This window comes from Bacillus sp. GW821-FHT11D08, assembly GCF_058808515.1.
The window spans coordinates 597,302-614,342 of record NZ_JBXARS010000001.1 but is presented as its reverse complement, the minus strand read 5'-3'; the positions used below and the strand labels follow the sequence as shown (position 1 = coordinate 614,342).

Sequence of the window (17,041 nt, the reverse complement as noted above, 5' to 3'; positions counted from 1 at the left end):
CACACCTCCGCTTTTCTTTACAGCATTTTATGCGCTGCATCGGGAGTTGTGCCCGTTTTTATTTCGGCTTGCGGCTGTCTTCTAGCTTTGACCGCTGACGAAGTTTGATAAGCCGGACGATATTTAAGACAAAAGCTTTTAAAACCGCGTAAACCGGCACGGCCAGAATCATTGCGAGAATGCCGCCGAAACTGCCCGCTCCGATAAGCAGAAGAATAATGGTGAGCGGGTGGGTATTGAGCCGTTTCCCGATGACAAGCGGAGAAAGCAGGTTCCCGTCAAGCTGCTGGACGACAACGACAACAATAACGGCAAACAGCGCCTTAGCCGGCGAATCCATAAACGCGATAATCACTGCGGGCGCCGCCCCGAGAAACGGCCCCAGGTACGGAATGATATTGGTGACGGCTATCACCATCCCGAGAATTAACGCATACTGCAGGCCGATGATCCAATATCCGATAAAGCATGCCGTTCCGACAAAGAGACAAATCAGCAGCTGTCCTTGGAAATAGGCGGCCAATGTGACATATAAGTCATTAAATATTTTCCGACCTTCCGCCCGGTAGGAAGTAGGCAGGATTTTAACCGCCAAGAGCGGAAACCGCCGGCCGTCCTTCAGCATATAAAACAAAATGAACGGAACGGTGATCACGACAAGCGTGATATTCGTAACGACGCCGAACACGGCCGACAGGCTTGCCGTAATATTTTGCGGAAGGCTTTGTAAAAATCCCGTCAGAGACTGCTGGATTTTTTCTATCGACACATAATCCTGCGTCATCATCCACGTAAACCATTTGGAATGGGATAATTGCGCCGTCAAGACTTGAATCTGATGAATGTAATCAGGGAAATTGTTAATCAGCCCCGTGACCTGGGAAGCCACAATCGGTCCGATGGCGGTGAACATAAAGGCAATCAGGCCGATGAAAACGAGATAAATGAGCAGGATCGCCAATGTCCGGGGGATTTTTTTCTCAAGCAGGCGTACGATCGGATTAAAAATGAAAAACAAAATGCCCGAGATCAAAATCGGGAAAAACAGCGTGGTGATAAAACCGAAAAACGGCTGAAAAATAAACGAAACTTTCGTTGATACGTAAATAATGAGCAAAACGAGCAAAATTTGCAGCGTCCAAAAATGGACCTTTGATTTCAACAAGCGGTTTCCTCCTATTGTCATGTGAACTTGTACTGTGATTGTACCAAAAAAAGCCGCCGTGCATCTATGTATCTCAAAAAAGAAGACGCACCGGGGTTCTATAGGGCCGCCTCCGGTTTGCGCCTTATTCGGGCTGTTACACGCGTTCGGTATAATCAGGCATGACGGAAACCACATGGCGGTTTCTGATATAAAATACACGGTCATGCGTTTCTTCAATGGCGATGTGATCCGGAGTGGCATCAATCAGCCGTCCTCTGACAATGCGTCTGACGGTTTGAATGATAAACCTTGAGCCGATAAGTTTATGGATGGTCTGATAAACGTAAGGGTCCACTAACGAGACGATTTGCGGGCTTCCTTGATGGGCCATTTTCGCTGATCCCCTTTACTATGTTTTCCTTCAGCATATGCAGCGGACAAAGGCTTTGACACAGTACGTCTATCGGAGCGGAAAAGGTGTTAGTGAGCATGCGGAGTTATGTAAGCGGAAAAGGCCGCATGAGTGGCCTAGACTGAGCTTCTTATGGGATATTGGGCTTGGTCAATTAACTGATCAAGCTTTTGGATTTGTTTGAGCGCGGCCGTGTGATCCATTTGGCGGTAATGGTGATGTCCGCCGGGTTCTTCATCGAGTTCATCCGCTTGTTTCACGATTTGCTGGAGCGTATTCTTGTCCAGTTCGCCTTCAGGCAGATAGGAATCGGTGTGAAGCAGAATCGCCAGCGCAATGTCCTTCGCCGCTTTCGGTTCTTCACCGAGCCGGATGAGCAGCTTATGCGCCCGTTCCGCGCCTTTAATGGCATGGATATCGTTTCTTCTGTACTTTTCATAATCCCATTTGCCGTCTGTGTACCATTCATAATGGCCGACGTCATGCAGTAAAGCCGCTTTCGCCGCAAGATCCGGGCTGACACCTGCTTTTACGGCAAGACGGTATGCATGAAACGCGCAGGCGATCGCATGGGCGACACCGGAACGCTGTAAATACTTTTGTGCGATTGGATGGGTGAAGACATCCATTAACGTTACATTTCTCATGGAAACCCCTCCTTATTTATATTTTTAGAATCCTAACATAAATCGAGAAGAAACTCAATTCATCTGATACATTTCTTATACCCCTTATACGTTGTTTCATTCATCATATGCCGCCGGACCCCGAAGTGATTGTACAAACAAAAAAGAGCAGCGTAAAAGCTGCTCTACAAAAATTCTTTAATATCGTATATCCGTCCGTTTTCCGGCTCGCCCGCGATCAGTGAGTGAATGACGCCGGCGATGTATTCCGGGCTTCTGAGGTTTTTCGTTTCTTTCAGATTGCGGAACCGCTCGATGTCATGGAAATCTTCTTTTGACGAAGAACGGATGACGGCCTGCATGTCTGTATCCATCACTCCCGGTGAGAATGAGATCATGCGGACCGGCAGTTCTTCATCTTCCTGTTCAAACCCGAATGTTCTCGTAAACATATCAAGCCCCGCTTTTGAGCTGCAATACGCGCTCCATCCTTTATAAGGATTTTTCGCCGCGCCAGATGTGATGTTGACAATTGTTTTGCTGCCGCTGAACGCTTCGAAACGCTTTGTGAACATTTGGCTGAGCAAAACGGGCGCCGTCAGATTAAGGGTGTAGTGGCGGTTCAATTCTTCGGCGGAAGCCTCTTTCGCCCGCTTGATCGGTTCCACCATGCCGGCATTATTGATCAGTGTGACAGCGGAATACCGCTTCTTCTCAGCTTGATCAAGAATCGCCTTCATCTGCCGCTCTGTATCTGCCAGATCGGTTAAATCAACACTGTATTCTGTCAGCCCCTCACGCTTTTCCCCGCTTATCGTTCTTGAAAGCGCGGCGACTTCGGCTCCTTCTTGCAGCGCCTGTTCCGTCAGCGCCCGGCCCAAGCCCTTTGACGCGCCTGTTATAAGAAAAAACTGCATGAAACTCCTCCTTTTTTTCTTATTTTACGGGCTGTCTTCCCGCAAACACAAGCGATCCGTTTACCGTTTTGCCTTTTCCTGCGCCGTGACTTTCGGGATCAGATAGATCATCGCCGCAATCCCGAGGAGGATCAAAACGGCATAAATGACAGGAAGCAGATAAGAAGTCTTTTTCTCTTCCGTTTCCAAATCTGCCGAGGTATGCCGCACCGCAGGCTCGGCAAATGTGATACCCAGTTTTTTCGATTGCGCTTTGATCGTATTCGGCTCCGTGTCTGACGATGTAAACAACTTTGATATCAGTTTGTCATCCGGGTTTTCGGCCGGCTGATCAAACGTGATATCCTTCTGTTCTTTCGGAAGCGCCGTTTTTTCCTCGGAGTAGGCATCGTCGTGCAGGTAATCCGTACGAATTTCAATGTCTTTCTTTTCATATTCATTCGGCTTGACATCAGTATTTTCCTCATTCGCGGCTGCGGCTTGGGGAAGGGGAAGGAAAAGGAAAAAGGAGAGAGCAAACAGCAGCAATCCTTTTTCCATGAACGTGTTACGCCTCATAAGACTGATCACTTTCCTCCGTTTTTTCCGCAAACAGCCGAATGACGAGCGGAAGCGCCGCCGCAATCAGCGTAATGATCGCAAGAACCGTTACCCCCATCGCAAACAGATGGCCCGTTCCGTATTGAATATCGATATAGACTTTCGAAACCGGACTGTCAAAGGTGAAGTTCGGCATAATCAGGTCGATCAAAGGCGCCACATAAAAGAGAATGAGCGCGGATGATGCAATCCATCCGGTGATTGAGCTGAAGACAAAGGCTGCCCGGATAAAAGCTGAACTCGCCGCAAGCAAGAGAATCGTAAAGACTGACCATTTAATGGTCTGATCGTCCGGAAGCGAGTAGATATTCAGACCGAACAGACTGATCATCAATCCGACCATAATGTTTAAAATCCCAAAGAGCGCGCCTTTGACAAGAAGCGGCGCCTGCTGATAATACGAGCTGAAATAGCCGATCAGAAGACTGCTGATCAGAACGATTACCAAAATGACGACCGGCGGAACATTCTGAACCCGGTCTTCCGGCACCTCTCCGCTGATTTTAAGCGGGTTGGCGAGATAATCGTAAACATAGCCGTTTTCCTGTCCGTCAACGAGCGCGTTCCCTAAAATGCCGTACACGTCATTTCTGATCAATTTCGTGGAATTGACGTTTTTGCCCCAGTTGCTGTTCAGGGTGTCCGCTTTATGCTGGACGTCATTTACGCTTTGCTGCATATTGTCGGTATAGCTGATGATGCCGGACTGGCGTTCTGACAGATGGCCCATCGTGTCAGACATTTGCAGGACTTCGCGGCCGACGGTATCCTGAGCGCCGAGCGCCATCGTTCCGGTTAATCCGTCTCCGCTGAACGCGGCCGCTTCCTGCACGGCGCCTTCAGCCAGCTGATCGGATGCTTTCGCCGCGCTGTCTGAAATGCTGGCGAGCTCATCGAGCACTCCGGCTTGTTCATCTCTGATATAGGTACTGTAGTTATCCGAGAATTCGGTCATGCCTTTAATGAAATTGCTGATGTCTTCATCTGTCTGCATCTTGTTGTTTTTCAGGTTTTCCCAGCTTGCCGTTTCCACCGGTTTGATGGCAAGAACGGTTTGGACTTCGCCTTGCTGGGCTTTCAGCACCCTGTTTTTCACATCAGGCAGCGAGCCCGCGTCAAGAGAGTGATAAAGTGTCGCCTCATACAGGGATAAATCATTATAGTAACTCATTAAATCGGATATTTCTTTTGTATTGATGTCAGCGGCAAATATCTGTTCAAGAGCAGATTTGCGGCCGCTATCCAATGACGGGTAGTTCAAAATGTTCTGTTCTGTTCTTACAATCAATCTGTAAACGGTATTGAAGTCTTGTTTTCTCGTTTCTTTCAATTCCTCTAGCTTTTTCTTTGCACGTTTTTTGACGTCATCAATCTGGTCTTGAAGGCCTTGGATTTCTTCATCAAGAGCATCGAGACGTTTTTTCAGTTCTTCATTATGAGTCTGCTGTTTCTCTTCCAGCTCTTTTTCAATTTGCTGAATGCGCTCTGCGGCTTGGTTCAGCCTTTCTTTCGCCTCAGATATGTCCGTGCCGCCGTCCCCTTCAGAATCGTTTGGATCGTCCGCCGGCTCATCAGCAGGCGGAGTGACGTTTTTAGCGGCAGTGGCGGTCTGGACGGTTTTTGTCTCCTGATCGCCTGTGTTATCGGAAGCAGGCTGCTCTTCTTTTGTGCCGTCTTCCGTTTTTCCGTCTTCTCCGGGATTTGTTCCGTTATTCGGATCGGTATCGCCGGAGTTTTCACCGTCATCGCCTTGGCCCGGTTTTTCAGGGGCCGGATTTTCTTTTTCCGGTTCTTTTAATCCGTCAGAAATGTCATTGATTTCAGCGGAGATGCGCTTTAATTCGTCACGCTGATCGTCAAGATCCATTTTCAGATCGCCGGGTTTTTCTTCTTCCGGTTTTTCTTCTTCTTTCGGTTCATCCGATCCGTCATCCCCCGGGTCCTTTTCCGGAACGGTTAAAGCCTGCCGATCCCTTTTCATAAGGGTTTGGATACTGTTCAGTGTTTCAAATCTTGCTTGAGCTTTATATTGAGTCAAAAAATTGTTCAGTAAATTGGATTGAATATCTGCCATCCCGTGTTCCTGCTCAGGAACCTGCGCTTCTCTCACCTGTTGGGCGGCAAGAAGAGCCGATCCCGTCTGGTCAAGCTGTGTCTGCGCCCGGTTTATGCCTGAAGACAGCCCGCTCATCATCGTGCTGAACTGGTTGGCGGCCTGCTGTGCTTTAATGGCATTCAGTCCGGCTGTGATTTGCTTTTGGTTTTGTTCCTGCGCGGCCATCAGCAGTTTTTTCTGATTTTCTTGATATTGTTTATAGCGCTCGACCGTGTCGGCAAAGTCTTTAAGCGTGGTTTTGGCTTCATCTGCCGAAGTCAATTTTTCTTTTGCCGCGCCCTGCGCTTCATTCATTGATTTTTTCAGTTCGTCAATCAGGTCTTTTTGCCGTTTGATTTCACCTGCCAAGTCATTGGAGCTCGGCTTGTAAAAGTTGTACATGACGTTTTGAAACTCTGATTCTTTATTGACGATCTTGTCAAAATCGCCTCGGACATTGTTCACTTTTTGTGAGACGAAATTCCAATATAATGCCGACATTTTTTTATTCATTGATTTTTGGGCGTCTTCTAGCTCACGCTGCACCTTTTCTTTGTTGACGGCGTTCAGGTTGCTTTGAATATTGAATGTCAGCGTGGCTTTTTGCGGACGCTCCTTGTCATAGCTTAAGATGTCTTTTGAAAAATCGGATGGAATGTAAACGACGGCGTCATACTTCTTAGCCGCCAGACCGTTTTCAGCCGCGCTCCTATTGACAACCGTCCATGAATAATCCGGACGGCCGCCGAGAGCGGCCGCTACTTCTTTACCGAAATGGACGGATTCCTCTTCCTCATTTTCATCTGTTTGTAAGCCCATGTCTTCATTCACGACTGCGATTTGGCGGGTGGCGTTGATTTTTTGTTTTCCCGGGTCATCGCCGATAAACCGGAAAAACAGCACCGGCAGCAGCAGAATGATGACGACCGCGGCTATTAATTTGATCAGGCTTTTTCGTTGTTCAGTCATCTGACGGCCTCCCTTTCCGCTGAACATAAAGGTATTTGGATTTTTTGCTCCTTCCCGTTTTCAACCAAATAGCCGAAGCCCGGCTGAATGTCCGGTTCCTGCCTTTGGTAAGGCAGCGGAATGACATTTTGTTCGGATTTTTTCACAAGCAGCATCGCGTGGCGGATCTGTTTCATTTCCGTCGTTAAGGAATCATAGCCTTTTGAGAATTCGCTGTGATTGCCCGCCGGGATAAAACTGAAGCCCACATGCGCGTAAGATTTCATAAACAACGCCAGTTTGTCCTGAATGGCGGTGTCGATCGTCTGCTGGAATCTTGTAATGCCGTCGGCCATTAACACGACCGGAGAGAAACTGAGTTTGTGCACATCGCCATTTTTGACGGCCTGCGCATACTGAGCTTCGCGCTCCGTGAAAATAGCTTCTGCCGTTTCGATCCACTGCCGGACGTCTTCTTTTGTGTCCAGATAGCTGACCTTTGTTTCCTGCGCATACTGCGACAGTCCGCGGTCAATCGAGTCAAACAGCCCGACCCGTTCCGTACCTTCACGCAGCAGGTGATTCAGCATCACTTTCAGGATGTTTGTTTTTCCACGCTGTGTCTGGCCTAAGATAAGGCAATGCTTATTTTTGCCCAGATCAAAGTACACAGGGCTGACCTTTTCCTCATGAAGCCCGACAGGAATGCGGAACGGTTCTTGATCCGGGCCGAGACGGAGTGAAAATTCGCCGGCCGTCAGCCTATCCGGAAGCATCGGAATCGGGTCTGGGCCGGCTGTTCCGGCGTGGCGCTCAGCTAATGCTTTGACATCTGCTTTCAGCGCCTGGAACATCTCGAGGTCATTTTCCGCTTCAGCCGGAAGAAACATTTGCGCGAAATACAGTTCTTCTTTTTGGATCATGACGCGGCCCGGGATCGGTTCGAGACTGAACGGCGGACGCCCGTAAATGGAGTATCCTTCTGACTGATCCATTAAATAATGGACGACTTTCGTTTTTATGTTGTTTAACAGCGATTGGCGGACGGCGTTTACCCTCGTTGCGGTCAGCAGGAAGTAAATGCCTAAGCTTTGCCCGTCGCGTGAAATCTGGATAAATTCCGTTTCTAATTCATGCATTTCATCTTTGACGATGTCGAAATTGTCAATTGTGATAAATATAAACGGCAGCTCTTCTTCACTGAGCGAATTGTACATTTTGATATGACTGACTTCTTTTTCTCTGAACAGCCGTTTCCGCCGCTCGATTTCTTCCTTGATGCGGATCATGAATTTTTCGATCTTTCTCATTTGATCCATTAAGAAATAGTCTGCGGTGTGCGGAAGCTTTGCCAATGGCAGAAGCGTGCCGTTTCCGAAATCAAAGATGTACATATGAAGCTCTTCCGGCGTGTATCCTTCCGCGAAGTTCATCAGGAAGGTGATGGCAGCCACTGACTTGCCGTAGCCGGATGAGCCGAAAATGCCGATGTTGCCGTCATCCATCATCGTATAAGCGAGAGGCGCCTGTCTTTGCTGATCAGGCTCATCAACGCAGGCGATGAAGAAGCGGTCTTTTTCCTGCGCAGGGTAAAGCGTGCGCGGGATACGTTCGGCAAGCGGCGGAAGCCACGGGCTCGGCAGCTTTTCAATGCCCATTTCATTTTGAATCCGCTCGATTTCTTCGACTACGGCTTCTATTTCTGCCGGGGCGTCTTTTTTCGCCGCATCATCCGCATCCACCTCAGACAGCGGAATTAAGCCGGTGTCGGTAACGATGGCAATGTCATCCTCGGTGCCGTATACATCTTCCATGTAAGGGGCGCCGCTCCAGGCAGACTGGAACTGCTCATACACTTCGTTATTTCCGACTTGCAAGTAGCCGCGTCCGGTGACCGTAATATTCGCCGCATCACTGTTTTTCAGGATTTCTTTACTGTCACTTGCATCCTGCACTTTCAGCGCGACCTTAAAGCGTGAGTTGCTCCATATTTGGTCGTCAATGATGCCGCCCGGCTTTTGCGTGGCGAGAATTAAATGCACACCAAGGCTCCGTCCGATGCGGGCCGCGCTGACAAGCTCCCTGATAAAGTCAGGCTCTTCGCTTTTCAGCTCGGCGAATTCATCTGAAATCAAAAACAGGTGCGGCATCGGAATATCCGTTTCTCCCTGTTTATACAGCTTTGTATAGTCATTGATGTGATTGACGCGATATTGATCAAACAGCCGCTGCCGTTTTTTCAGCTCGCTTTTAATGGATGCAAGCGCCCTGATACTGAAGTTTCTGCTTCCTTCAATATTCGTGATGGTCCCGAGAAGGTGCGGCATCTTGCGGAACGGCTGGGCCATTCCTCCGCCCTTATAGTCAATCAGCAAAAACGCCGCTTCATGCGGGTGAAAGTGAACGGCCAATGACAGGATGTACGTTTGCAGAAATTCACTTTTCCCGGAGCCGGTCGTTCCCGCCAGCAATCCGTGCGGCCCGTGCGCTTTTTCATGCAGGTTTAAATAGACGATGTCGTCTTTTCCTTTATAGCCGATCGGAACAGCCAGCGATTTTGCAGACTCACTTGTCTCCCACTTCTGCCTGATGCCGATTTCTTTTACTTCCTTCGCATGAAACAGCTCCAGAAATGAGACCGTTTCAGGAATGGAATTCGTCATTCCGACCTGATGGTGCAATGTCCGAAGCGTCCGGGAAAACCGCTCGTTGTTTGTCCGTTCATGCCTGTCCAGCTTAAACGGGATCTGCACCGCTTTTTTCTGCTGAATGAGAATGTCTCCCTCATCTTCATTAATGTAGCGGACGAGGGTGTGAATGTTTTCCGCCAGGCTTTCCTTCGTTTCCGCGGCGATGATTGCCGAGATGCCGAGATGCTCATGCCGGCCTTCGATGTATTCTAAAATGACGTGCTCTGCGATCAGCTGCTGATTTGTGATGACAAAGACAAAATGCGGCTGGAAGATCTTCTTTTCTTTATCTTCTTCCAAATCCCGCTCCCGCAGCAGCTCGTAAATGGACGATAACAATTGATCGCGGGTCTGTTCATTGTAAATAAATCCTTTCGCGTACATATGAGGCAGCTGAAATTGCGGCAGCCACTTCATCCATTCCCATTCCTTATATTCGTCCTCATGAAAGATAAAGACAAATCGCAGGTCATGGTAGCTGTTGAAGAACGCGAGCTGGCCGATCAGCTGATGAATTTCATTTTTGACGATCTGGGGTTTCCCGACAAGCCCCATCGGCCCTTCTTGTAAATCAACGGTCACGGGCGCATGGCGGATATCTTTATACACACGCTGCATGTGCTGCGACTGCTCCATCAAGTCATCCACATCACGGTTCGCCAGGTCTCCGCCGCTCATTGAAATCTCGTAGCTTGCCGGGACCGTGCCCGTTCCGAGCCGAAGCATCAGAAAATCCCTGCTTTCCAGCGATTTCTCCCAAATGCGGCCGCTGATTTGAGAAGTTAAATATTTCATTTTTTCAAACGGGGGAAAATGATGCGTCAGCACTTGCAGCTGTTTTTCCGACAGCATCTGAAGCTCTTTCCGTTTGCTTTCCAAATACTGCTTATACACACGCTCCCGTTTTTCCTCCCGTTTTTTCCGCTGGTTTTTTTCACGGAAATACTGCACGGTGGACGTAATGAGAGTCATCATAAACATCGCCAAAGAGACAAGGATGAATATGCCCCTCGGCTGTATAATGGCGACAACCCCCATTACAACCAGCATGACCAAAGGAGGCAGAATGACGAGCCACAGCGCCCGGTTATTCTGTTCACTTTCCTGCGAGGGAAAGCTGAATGAAACGCGGTCTTCTGGAAGATCGTAGACCATGCGCGGCGTTCTTCGATATTGCGGGTATTTCTTTTTCATTTCGGTGCTTGGTTTTACCGTTTTGGTTAAACCGGTTTGAAGCTTTTCGTGATGAACGATTTCTAAAAGGTCGTCCTCCGTCAGCCTCACACGCAGAAAATTCCACAGCAGCTCATCTCCCGTCCGGAGCCTTTCGGGAGCTTCTGCAAGTTTTCCGTTCACATAAACGTCCTGGCCATCAGGGACGACAGACCAGCATCCTCCCGACTTTCGCAGATAAAAAGCCCCTGTTTGAGCGGAGGACGGCTCTTTGTATATATCCGCTTCCTCTGTTTCTGATGAGAAAACGATCTCATCCTTCCCGCCGATAAAATAAACGGAGGATTCTTCTTTGTCAGGGGTGAGCAGAAGCCGCATCGTCTCTTCTTCAATCCGGCAGGGCATTTCATTTCCTATTGTCAATTCGCCGGCACAGTTATTTCCCAGGAAAACATCATAACGATCTGTTTCTTTTCGATAAAGGGTTGCGGCGTTTTGCCGTAACGGAAGTGTGCCGACCGTGATTGTATCTTTCATATCCGGACCGATCGTAATCGGCTGAGACGGCGGGAGTTCAGACAGCTGAATCTTTTGTACGTGCTCTCGGTAAAAGACCCATAACAGACTCATATGGCGAACCTCCTGACAGCCTGATCGTTACCTGCGGCCATTTGATGTGTGCTGTTATTTTTTTTCATCTTTTTTCTCATCTTTCTTGTCGTTCTCTTTGTTATCTTTCGCTTTGTCTTGTTTGCTTTCATCCTGTCCGGCGGAAGCTTCGGCGGTGTCACCGTTTTCCTCCGCTTCTTTATGCTGCTCCTCCGCCTCTTTTTTCGCCTTCGCAAGCTCGCTTTCCACGGCGTCCAGTTCTTTCTGCTTTTCGTCGTCTTTCATACTGTCATCCGCTAATAATTGCTGTTTATATTTTGTAAGTCCGAGCCAGATGTACGGGTTGTACTCAAGATTGCGGCCGATTTTGATGGCTTCTTCATTTTCCCCTCTGCCGATATCAATCCAATAAAGGAAATGCTTCGGGTCTGATTGCAGCGTGACCAGATTCCCGATGTTTTTCCGCTGCTCTTCCCTCAGATTTTCAACTGCCACATAAGAGGAAGCAAGCTCGTACTGGACAGATTCCGGGAGGCTTTCCGCATCGTATTTGGCGAGTGTGTCAATGACTTTGCTGTACTGCTGATTTAAAAAATAGCGGTTGCTTTCCGTAATTGCCTCTTGCTTTGGCTGGGCGAAAAACAGAACGTATAAGGAGTAAAGAAGTGTCGGCACAAGGAGGACGGCAAGCGCCAGACCGGCGTATCTTTGGATTTTCCATTTCTTTTTCGGCAGTTTTATGTATGTCTTGTCCCTTTCTTCGAGGGAATCAATTGCGGTTTGAATGGTTTCTTCCAGTTCTTCAATCGTCTCCGCCTCTAGCACGCTTTTCACCTCAGGAGAGAAGTGAAGCGTCTCCTTGTACTTCAAATATTCATCGAAGGTGTACGCCCCGTCAGCTGCAAGCGCCGCACAGGCTTTGAGCTCTTTTAACACCCTTTCTCTATCTTCCTCATAAGGCGGAAGGCTCTCCTTTACGCCGTAATGAAGAAAGTAAGGCGTCAGCGCTTTATCAAACACGATATTTTCAGGGGCGGCAATCAGATTGAGACGTTTCAGCTTATGCTGTTTCACGGCTTGGACGAGACGGTAGGCAAATTGCCACCTGCTTTTTTTATCTTTTCCTTTTATATAGCGGAAAGCCTGATAAGAAGAAGGAGGTTTGATTGTGATGGTTACTTCGTCTTCTGAAACTGAGACCTCTTTTTGAAAAAAAGGATCAGCATCTTTAATCACGTTTGCTTCCAGCCCGTCAAGAAGCTTGATTTTTTCCCGCTGGAAGGTGAACGTGAAGCCTGATTCGGTTTCTTCCCGGACGGCGTCTAATTCTGTTTCTAAATAAGATCTGTTATGACCTGTCATTCCACCATGTCCTTTCATAAAATTTCAAGGCGGTCTCCGTTCGTAATGCCGCAGTCAGATAGCTTTTGTTCTCCGGAAAAAACCGCTTCTTTATTGACCACTCTGATCCAATAGCCTTCACGCGGCGGAACGGATACATGCTGAGCCTGCCGGGCAATATCAATGACTTTTTTCACAGAATGGTAATCTGACAATCTGAGATCGAAGACGCTGCCGTTATAATGTGTTAAATCTATTGTAATATCGATATACATATTCATATCACCCTTACATAGAAAGAGCGCCGTCTTCTTGATTGAATCAGGCGCTCCGTTTCTTCATTCATCTTATTATCCGCGAATTTGGTTAGCGATATCTTGGTCAGTAGACTCAAGCGTATTTGCCGTTTGATCGAGCTGATGATTCACATCTTGAAGCAATTCAGACATTTTAATAAATGAAGGTTTCAGCTGCTCATATTGATCTGCAAATGCTTCACTTGAAGCACCTTCCCACATGCTTTTCAAATCAGAAATCATGCGGTTCAGGCGGTCAACCTGATTCATGACTTCCTGACTTTCAACGCCATATTGCTTAGCCATCGCTCTTAGCTCTTCGGGTGTGACACGAATTAATCCAGACATATCCCTTATACCCTCCTGTGTCATCAGCCTAAATATGGGCTAATTCACTTATTTTTTGAACGTCATTATTATAAAAACAACCATTCGGCACAGTCAAACAAATCTGTTTTAATTTTACAAAATGAGTCTTATGATATATTGGATTTTTCGTCACATTTACACATTTTGTAAATATAGTAGTATGATTTTCTTATTATTTTCGTTTTCATCGAATGATCTTATTGTCCTAGTCTATTTCCCTGCAAAGATGCCTTTCAGTCTGAAAAGCAAGATGGTAAGATCAAGATATGAAGCTATGAAAAAGTAGGGATACAGATGACCAATCCAAAGGATCCATTTAAGTACAGTTTCGACAGGCTTGAAGATGTTGCCGACCATATCAGTGAAGTTCTTCAATGCCCCATTACAATAGAAGACGTTAATCATAAACTGCTTGCATACAGCACGCACAGCGATTGTACAGATCCGGCCCGGACGTCGACGATTATCGGGCGGAGGGTGCCGGAAAAAGTCATCAACAAACTCTGGAAAGACGGAACCATTCCGGCCCTTTTAAAAACGGACCAGCCGATCAAAGTGAAAGAAATCGACGAGGTGGGCCTGAGCAACCGCGTGGCGATTTCCATCTGGAAAAACAGTCAGGTTCTCGGATTTATTTGGGCGCTTGAGATCAAAAAAAAGCTCAATGACGAAGATCTGAAGACACTTCAGCTGGCAGCCAAAGCGGTGCGGAACAAGCTTTTGCACCTGCAGATCCGCAAAACGAAAATCGAAGAGCGGGGCCAGGAGTTTTTTTGGAAAATGCTGACCGGCCATATTTATCAGGAAGCCGAAATGGCCGAAGGGTTTCATAAGCTCGGGATGGCGCTGCCGTCCGTGTTCAGCGTCATGATCATCCGTTTACATGATGAGCTGACTGAAAAGACGGAACAGCAGCTGCAATATTTGCAGGAAACGACACAGCAGATTCATGTCATGCTGGCGACTGTTGATTCAAATGAATTAATCTTATTAGCCGCGCCGAAAACCGATCAGCCTTTTAAAGATGTAAAGCACTTCGCCCTTCATATTCAAAAACAGCTGAAGGAACGATATAAAATTGAGGATGCGTCGATTGCGGTCGGCGGTATTTACGAATCGATTTCTTATGTTTACCGCTCCTATCAGGAAGCGCTTTCCGTATTAAAAGCGAAAGAGCGGTTTGTGAGAGAAACCAAACACCTTTTCAGCTTTTCGGAACTCGGCATTTATCAGTACCTGGATGTGTTGGATGAAAAACGCAAGCACAGCGGCTATATGAACTATTCCCTCTCAAAGCTTGAGCAGTATGACAGGGAGCACCAAGCCGATATGGTAAAAACGCTCGAACATTTTATTGATGCCGACAGCAACGTCAACACCGCCGCTAAAGCGCTTAACATCCATGTCAATACATTGAATTACAGGCTGAAAAGAATCAGCCAGATCGCAGAAATCGACTTAAAAAATGTGAATGAAAAGTTTACGATTTACCTTGATATCAAACTTCGCAGCATGGGTTCGTGAAATTTCACAAATCCGTGTTTTTTTATTTTCTGTTTCAAACAAAGAATTTTCGCAAAAATCGCGCTACACTTGAAACATCACACAAACATTGGGGGAAACAGACATGATTATCGGGGTTCCAAAGGAAATCAAAAACAATGAAAATCGAGTGGCTTTAACACCTGGAGGCGTTTCACAGCTTATCGGAAACGGCCATCGGGTTCTTGTGGAATCCGGAGCGGGACTCGGAAGCGGCTTTACAAATGAAGATTATGTATCAGCAGGGGCGGAAATTCTGGAGGACAGAAAGCAAGTATGGGATGCGGAAATGGTCATGAAGGTAAAAGAACCGCTGGCTGAAGAGTATGCGTATTTCCGTCAAGGTCTGGTCTTATTCACTTACCTTCATTTAGCTGCAGAGCCGGAATTAGCTAAAGCGCTTACAGAAAAAGGCGTGACAGCTATCGCGTACGAAACGGTAACGGACGGACGTTCCCTTCCGCTGCTTACGCCGATGTCCGAAGTGGCCGGCAGAATGGCCGCGCAGATCGGGGCTCAGTTTCTTGAAAAACCAAAGGGCGGAAAAGGAATTTTATTAGCCGGCGTACCGGGTGTATCCCGCGGAAAAGTCACGATCATCGGAGGGGGCGGCGTCGGAACAAATGCCGCGAAAATGGCTGTCGGACTCGGTGCCGATGTGACAATGATCGATTTGAACGCAGACCGCCTGCGTCAGCTTGATGATATTTTCGGGCATCAGATTAAAACATTGATGTCAAACCCTGTAAATATTGCAGATTCCGTCGCGGAAGCGGACCTTCTGATCTGCGCCGTGCTCATCCCGGGAGCCAAAGCGCCGACTCTCGTTACGGAAGAAATGGTTAAACAAATGAAACCGGGTTCCGTCATTGTTGATGTTGCCATCGATCAGGGCGGCATTGTGGAAACCGTTGATCATATTACAACCCACGATAATCCGACTTACGAAAAACACGGCGTCGTTCACTACGCTGTCGCCAATATGCCGGGCGCCGTACCGCGTACGTCTACGCTCGCATTAACGAATGTAACCGTTCCTTACGCGCTTCAAATCGCCAATAAAGGCGCGGCACAAGCCATTGCAGACAGCCCTGCGCTTAAAGCGGGCTTAAATACGGCTAACGGACATGTCACGTATGAAGCGGTAGCCAAAGACTTAGGCTATGACTACGTGCCTGCTGAAAAAGCAATGCAAGGTTCGGCTGCAAAAGCTTAATAGATATGAAGAGGACAGCCTGATCAGCGGGCTGTCCTTTTTTCTTTCTCATAAAAGGAAAAACGGCCCCCTGTCTCGAATATCAATTCATATCCCGGAAGAAAAAGGAGGATTCATATGGCTGTTCAGCACTATGGTGTATTAAAAGGCACTGTGTCAGATATGAAAAGGGAAACAGATGATGATGCTCCGCATTTTCAAGTCGAGGTGCTAGGCGAGCCTGATACGCGCTATCGCTGTGCGATCAATGTCATGTCAAGTTCAAAAGAATCAGAGGTTCTGTATGCGGCACGCGATCATTTTGATGCAAGCGCGATCACCCTGCTGCCCAACATTCCGTATGGATATACCCCAATTGATGAAACCAGCCGTGAGCTGGCGCTGGATTATGTCCGCGGCGGATTGTTTGATCCCCGGAACATGGTGCCCCTCCCGCATGAAGTCACCGGTCCGGATAATGACTTAAATGACTTTATTGAGACGTACATGCAAAAAGCCAAATCAGAAAAAGCCACCGTCTATATTTACGGCTCTAAATTCGGGCCGGAGCCGGGCGCTGATAAGATTTTCGGGTTCAAGCCGACAAACGGCATGCATAATATTCATATGAATCAGGGAAACCCAATTGATACACGCTGGAAGAAGGATAACGGAACGTGGCACGACGGCGGTATTTTAATCCAGTTTGCAGACCAGTGGGCCGCGGTCTTTTTGGCTTTTCTGTCTCAGTCATGGTGCACGGATGAAGAAGGCCACCCTTATACATTTTGTGATCATACACAGCTTAACGGCTGATGTCCGCATAAAAAGCCTGCCGAAATAACGGCAGGCTTTTCTTATTACATTTTAGCGGCTTCGGCCTGTTTCAGGCTTTCCGGCCTCATATCACGCCAGTTTGTTTCAATATATTCGAGACAAACGGGGCGGGTTTCATTCGTGAGGCGGGTTTCCCAGCCGTCCGGCACATCCAGATAGGCCGGCCACAGTGAGTACTGGCCTTCAGCATTGACGAGCACATGGTATGAGCCGTCTTCCCGTTCAAATGGATTTGTCATATCAT

The 17,041-nt window shown here is 47.7% G+C and carries 14 protein-coding genes; 3 read left to right on the top strand and 11 right to left on the bottom strand.

Translation table 11 applies throughout. The features are described from left to right. Positions 1-58: 58 nt before the first annotated feature. From AC1RRX_RS03110 to AC1RRX_RS03065, 10 genes are all read right to left on the bottom strand, one after another. Positions 59-1,165, bottom strand: coding sequence for an AI-2E family transporter (locus AC1RRX_RS03110; RefSeq protein ID WP_015418110.1), 1,107 nt, complete (start codon positions 1,163-1,165; stop codon positions 59-61). 136 nt (positions 1,166-1,301) lie between these two features. Beyond that, positions 1,302-1,538 (bottom strand): DUF2642 domain-containing protein, encoded by a 237-nt coding sequence (locus tag AC1RRX_RS03105; protein ID WP_003152023.1) that lies wholly within the window; start codon positions 1,536-1,538, stop codon positions 1,302-1,304. 137 nt (positions 1,539-1,675) lie between these two features. After that, entirely contained in the window at positions 1,676-2,206 is a 531-nt protein-coding gene (locus AC1RRX_RS03100) for an HD domain-containing protein (protein ID WP_007613450.1), read from the bottom strand. A 164-nt stretch (positions 2,207-2,370) separates the two neighbouring features. After that, positions 2,371-3,102: a (S)-benzoin forming benzil reductase gene (locus AC1RRX_RS03095; protein ID WP_015418111.1), complete on the bottom strand. Its 732-nt coding sequence runs from the start codon at positions 3,100-3,102 to the stop codon at positions 2,371-2,373. Positions 3,103-3,162: 60 nt separating this feature from the next. Next, entirely contained in the window at positions 3,163-3,642 is a 480-nt protein-coding gene (gene essA, locus AC1RRX_RS03090; protein WP_144463935.1) for a type VII secretion protein EssA, read from the bottom strand. A 7-nt stretch (positions 3,643-3,649) separates the two neighbouring features. Next, a complete protein-coding gene (gene esaA, locus AC1RRX_RS03085) occupies positions 3,650-6,766 on the bottom strand; it encodes a type VII secretion protein EsaA (RefSeq protein WP_144463934.1) in 3,117 nt (1,038 codons plus the stop codon). Beyond that, positions 6,763-11,238: a type VII secretion protein EssC gene (gene essC / locus AC1RRX_RS03080; protein ID WP_144463933.1), complete on the bottom strand. Its 4,476-nt coding sequence runs from the start codon at positions 11,236-11,238 to the stop codon at positions 6,763-6,765. The genes esaA and essC overlap by 4 nt, the downstream gene beginning before the upstream one ends. Positions 11,239-11,292: 54 nt before the next feature. Continuing rightward, positions 11,293-12,579, bottom strand: coding sequence for a type VII secretion protein EssB (gene essB / locus AC1RRX_RS03075; protein ID WP_039063744.1), 1,287 nt, complete (start codon positions 12,577-12,579; stop codon positions 11,293-11,295). A gap of 14 nt (positions 12,580-12,593) precedes the next feature. After that, positions 12,594-12,833, bottom strand: coding sequence for an ESX secretion system protein YukD (yukD, locus tag AC1RRX_RS03070; RefSeq protein ID WP_007408690.1), 240 nt, complete (start codon positions 12,831-12,833; stop codon positions 12,594-12,596). 75 nt (positions 12,834-12,908) lie between these two features. Next, positions 12,909-13,202, bottom strand: a complete 294-nt coding sequence (locus AC1RRX_RS03065; RefSeq protein ID WP_015418116.1) for a WXG100 family type VII secretion target — start codon at positions 13,200-13,202, stop codon at positions 12,909-12,911. Between the two features lie 315 nt (positions 13,203-13,517). On the opposite strand from AC1RRX_RS03065, the gene adeR reads away from it, so the two are divergent. From adeR to AC1RRX_RS03050, 3 genes are all read left to right on the top strand, one after another. Continuing rightward, complete coding sequence (adeR, locus tag AC1RRX_RS03060) at positions 13,518-14,747, top strand: sporulation transcriptional activator AdeR (RefSeq protein WP_007408691.1); 1,230 nt, start codon at positions 13,518-13,520, stop codon at positions 14,745-14,747. Between the two features lie 103 nt (positions 14,748-14,850). Then, on the top strand, positions 14,851-15,981 hold the full coding sequence (gene ald, locus AC1RRX_RS03055) for an alanine dehydrogenase (protein WP_003152011.1): 1,131 nt from the start codon (positions 14,851-14,853) through the stop codon (positions 15,979-15,981). A 117-nt stretch (positions 15,982-16,098) separates the two neighbouring features. Further along, a complete protein-coding gene (locus AC1RRX_RS03050) occupies positions 16,099-16,776 on the top strand; it encodes a YukJ family protein (RefSeq protein ID WP_144463932.1) in 678 nt (225 codons plus the stop codon). 44 nt (positions 16,777-16,820) lie between these two features. Here the strand turns inward: AC1RRX_RS03050 and AC1RRX_RS03045 are convergent, their stop codons facing one another. Continuing rightward, entirely contained in the window at positions 16,821-17,036 is a 216-nt protein-coding gene (locus tag AC1RRX_RS03045) for an MbtH family protein (protein WP_007408694.1), read from the bottom strand. Between the last annotated feature and the right edge of the window lie 5 nt (positions 17,037-17,041).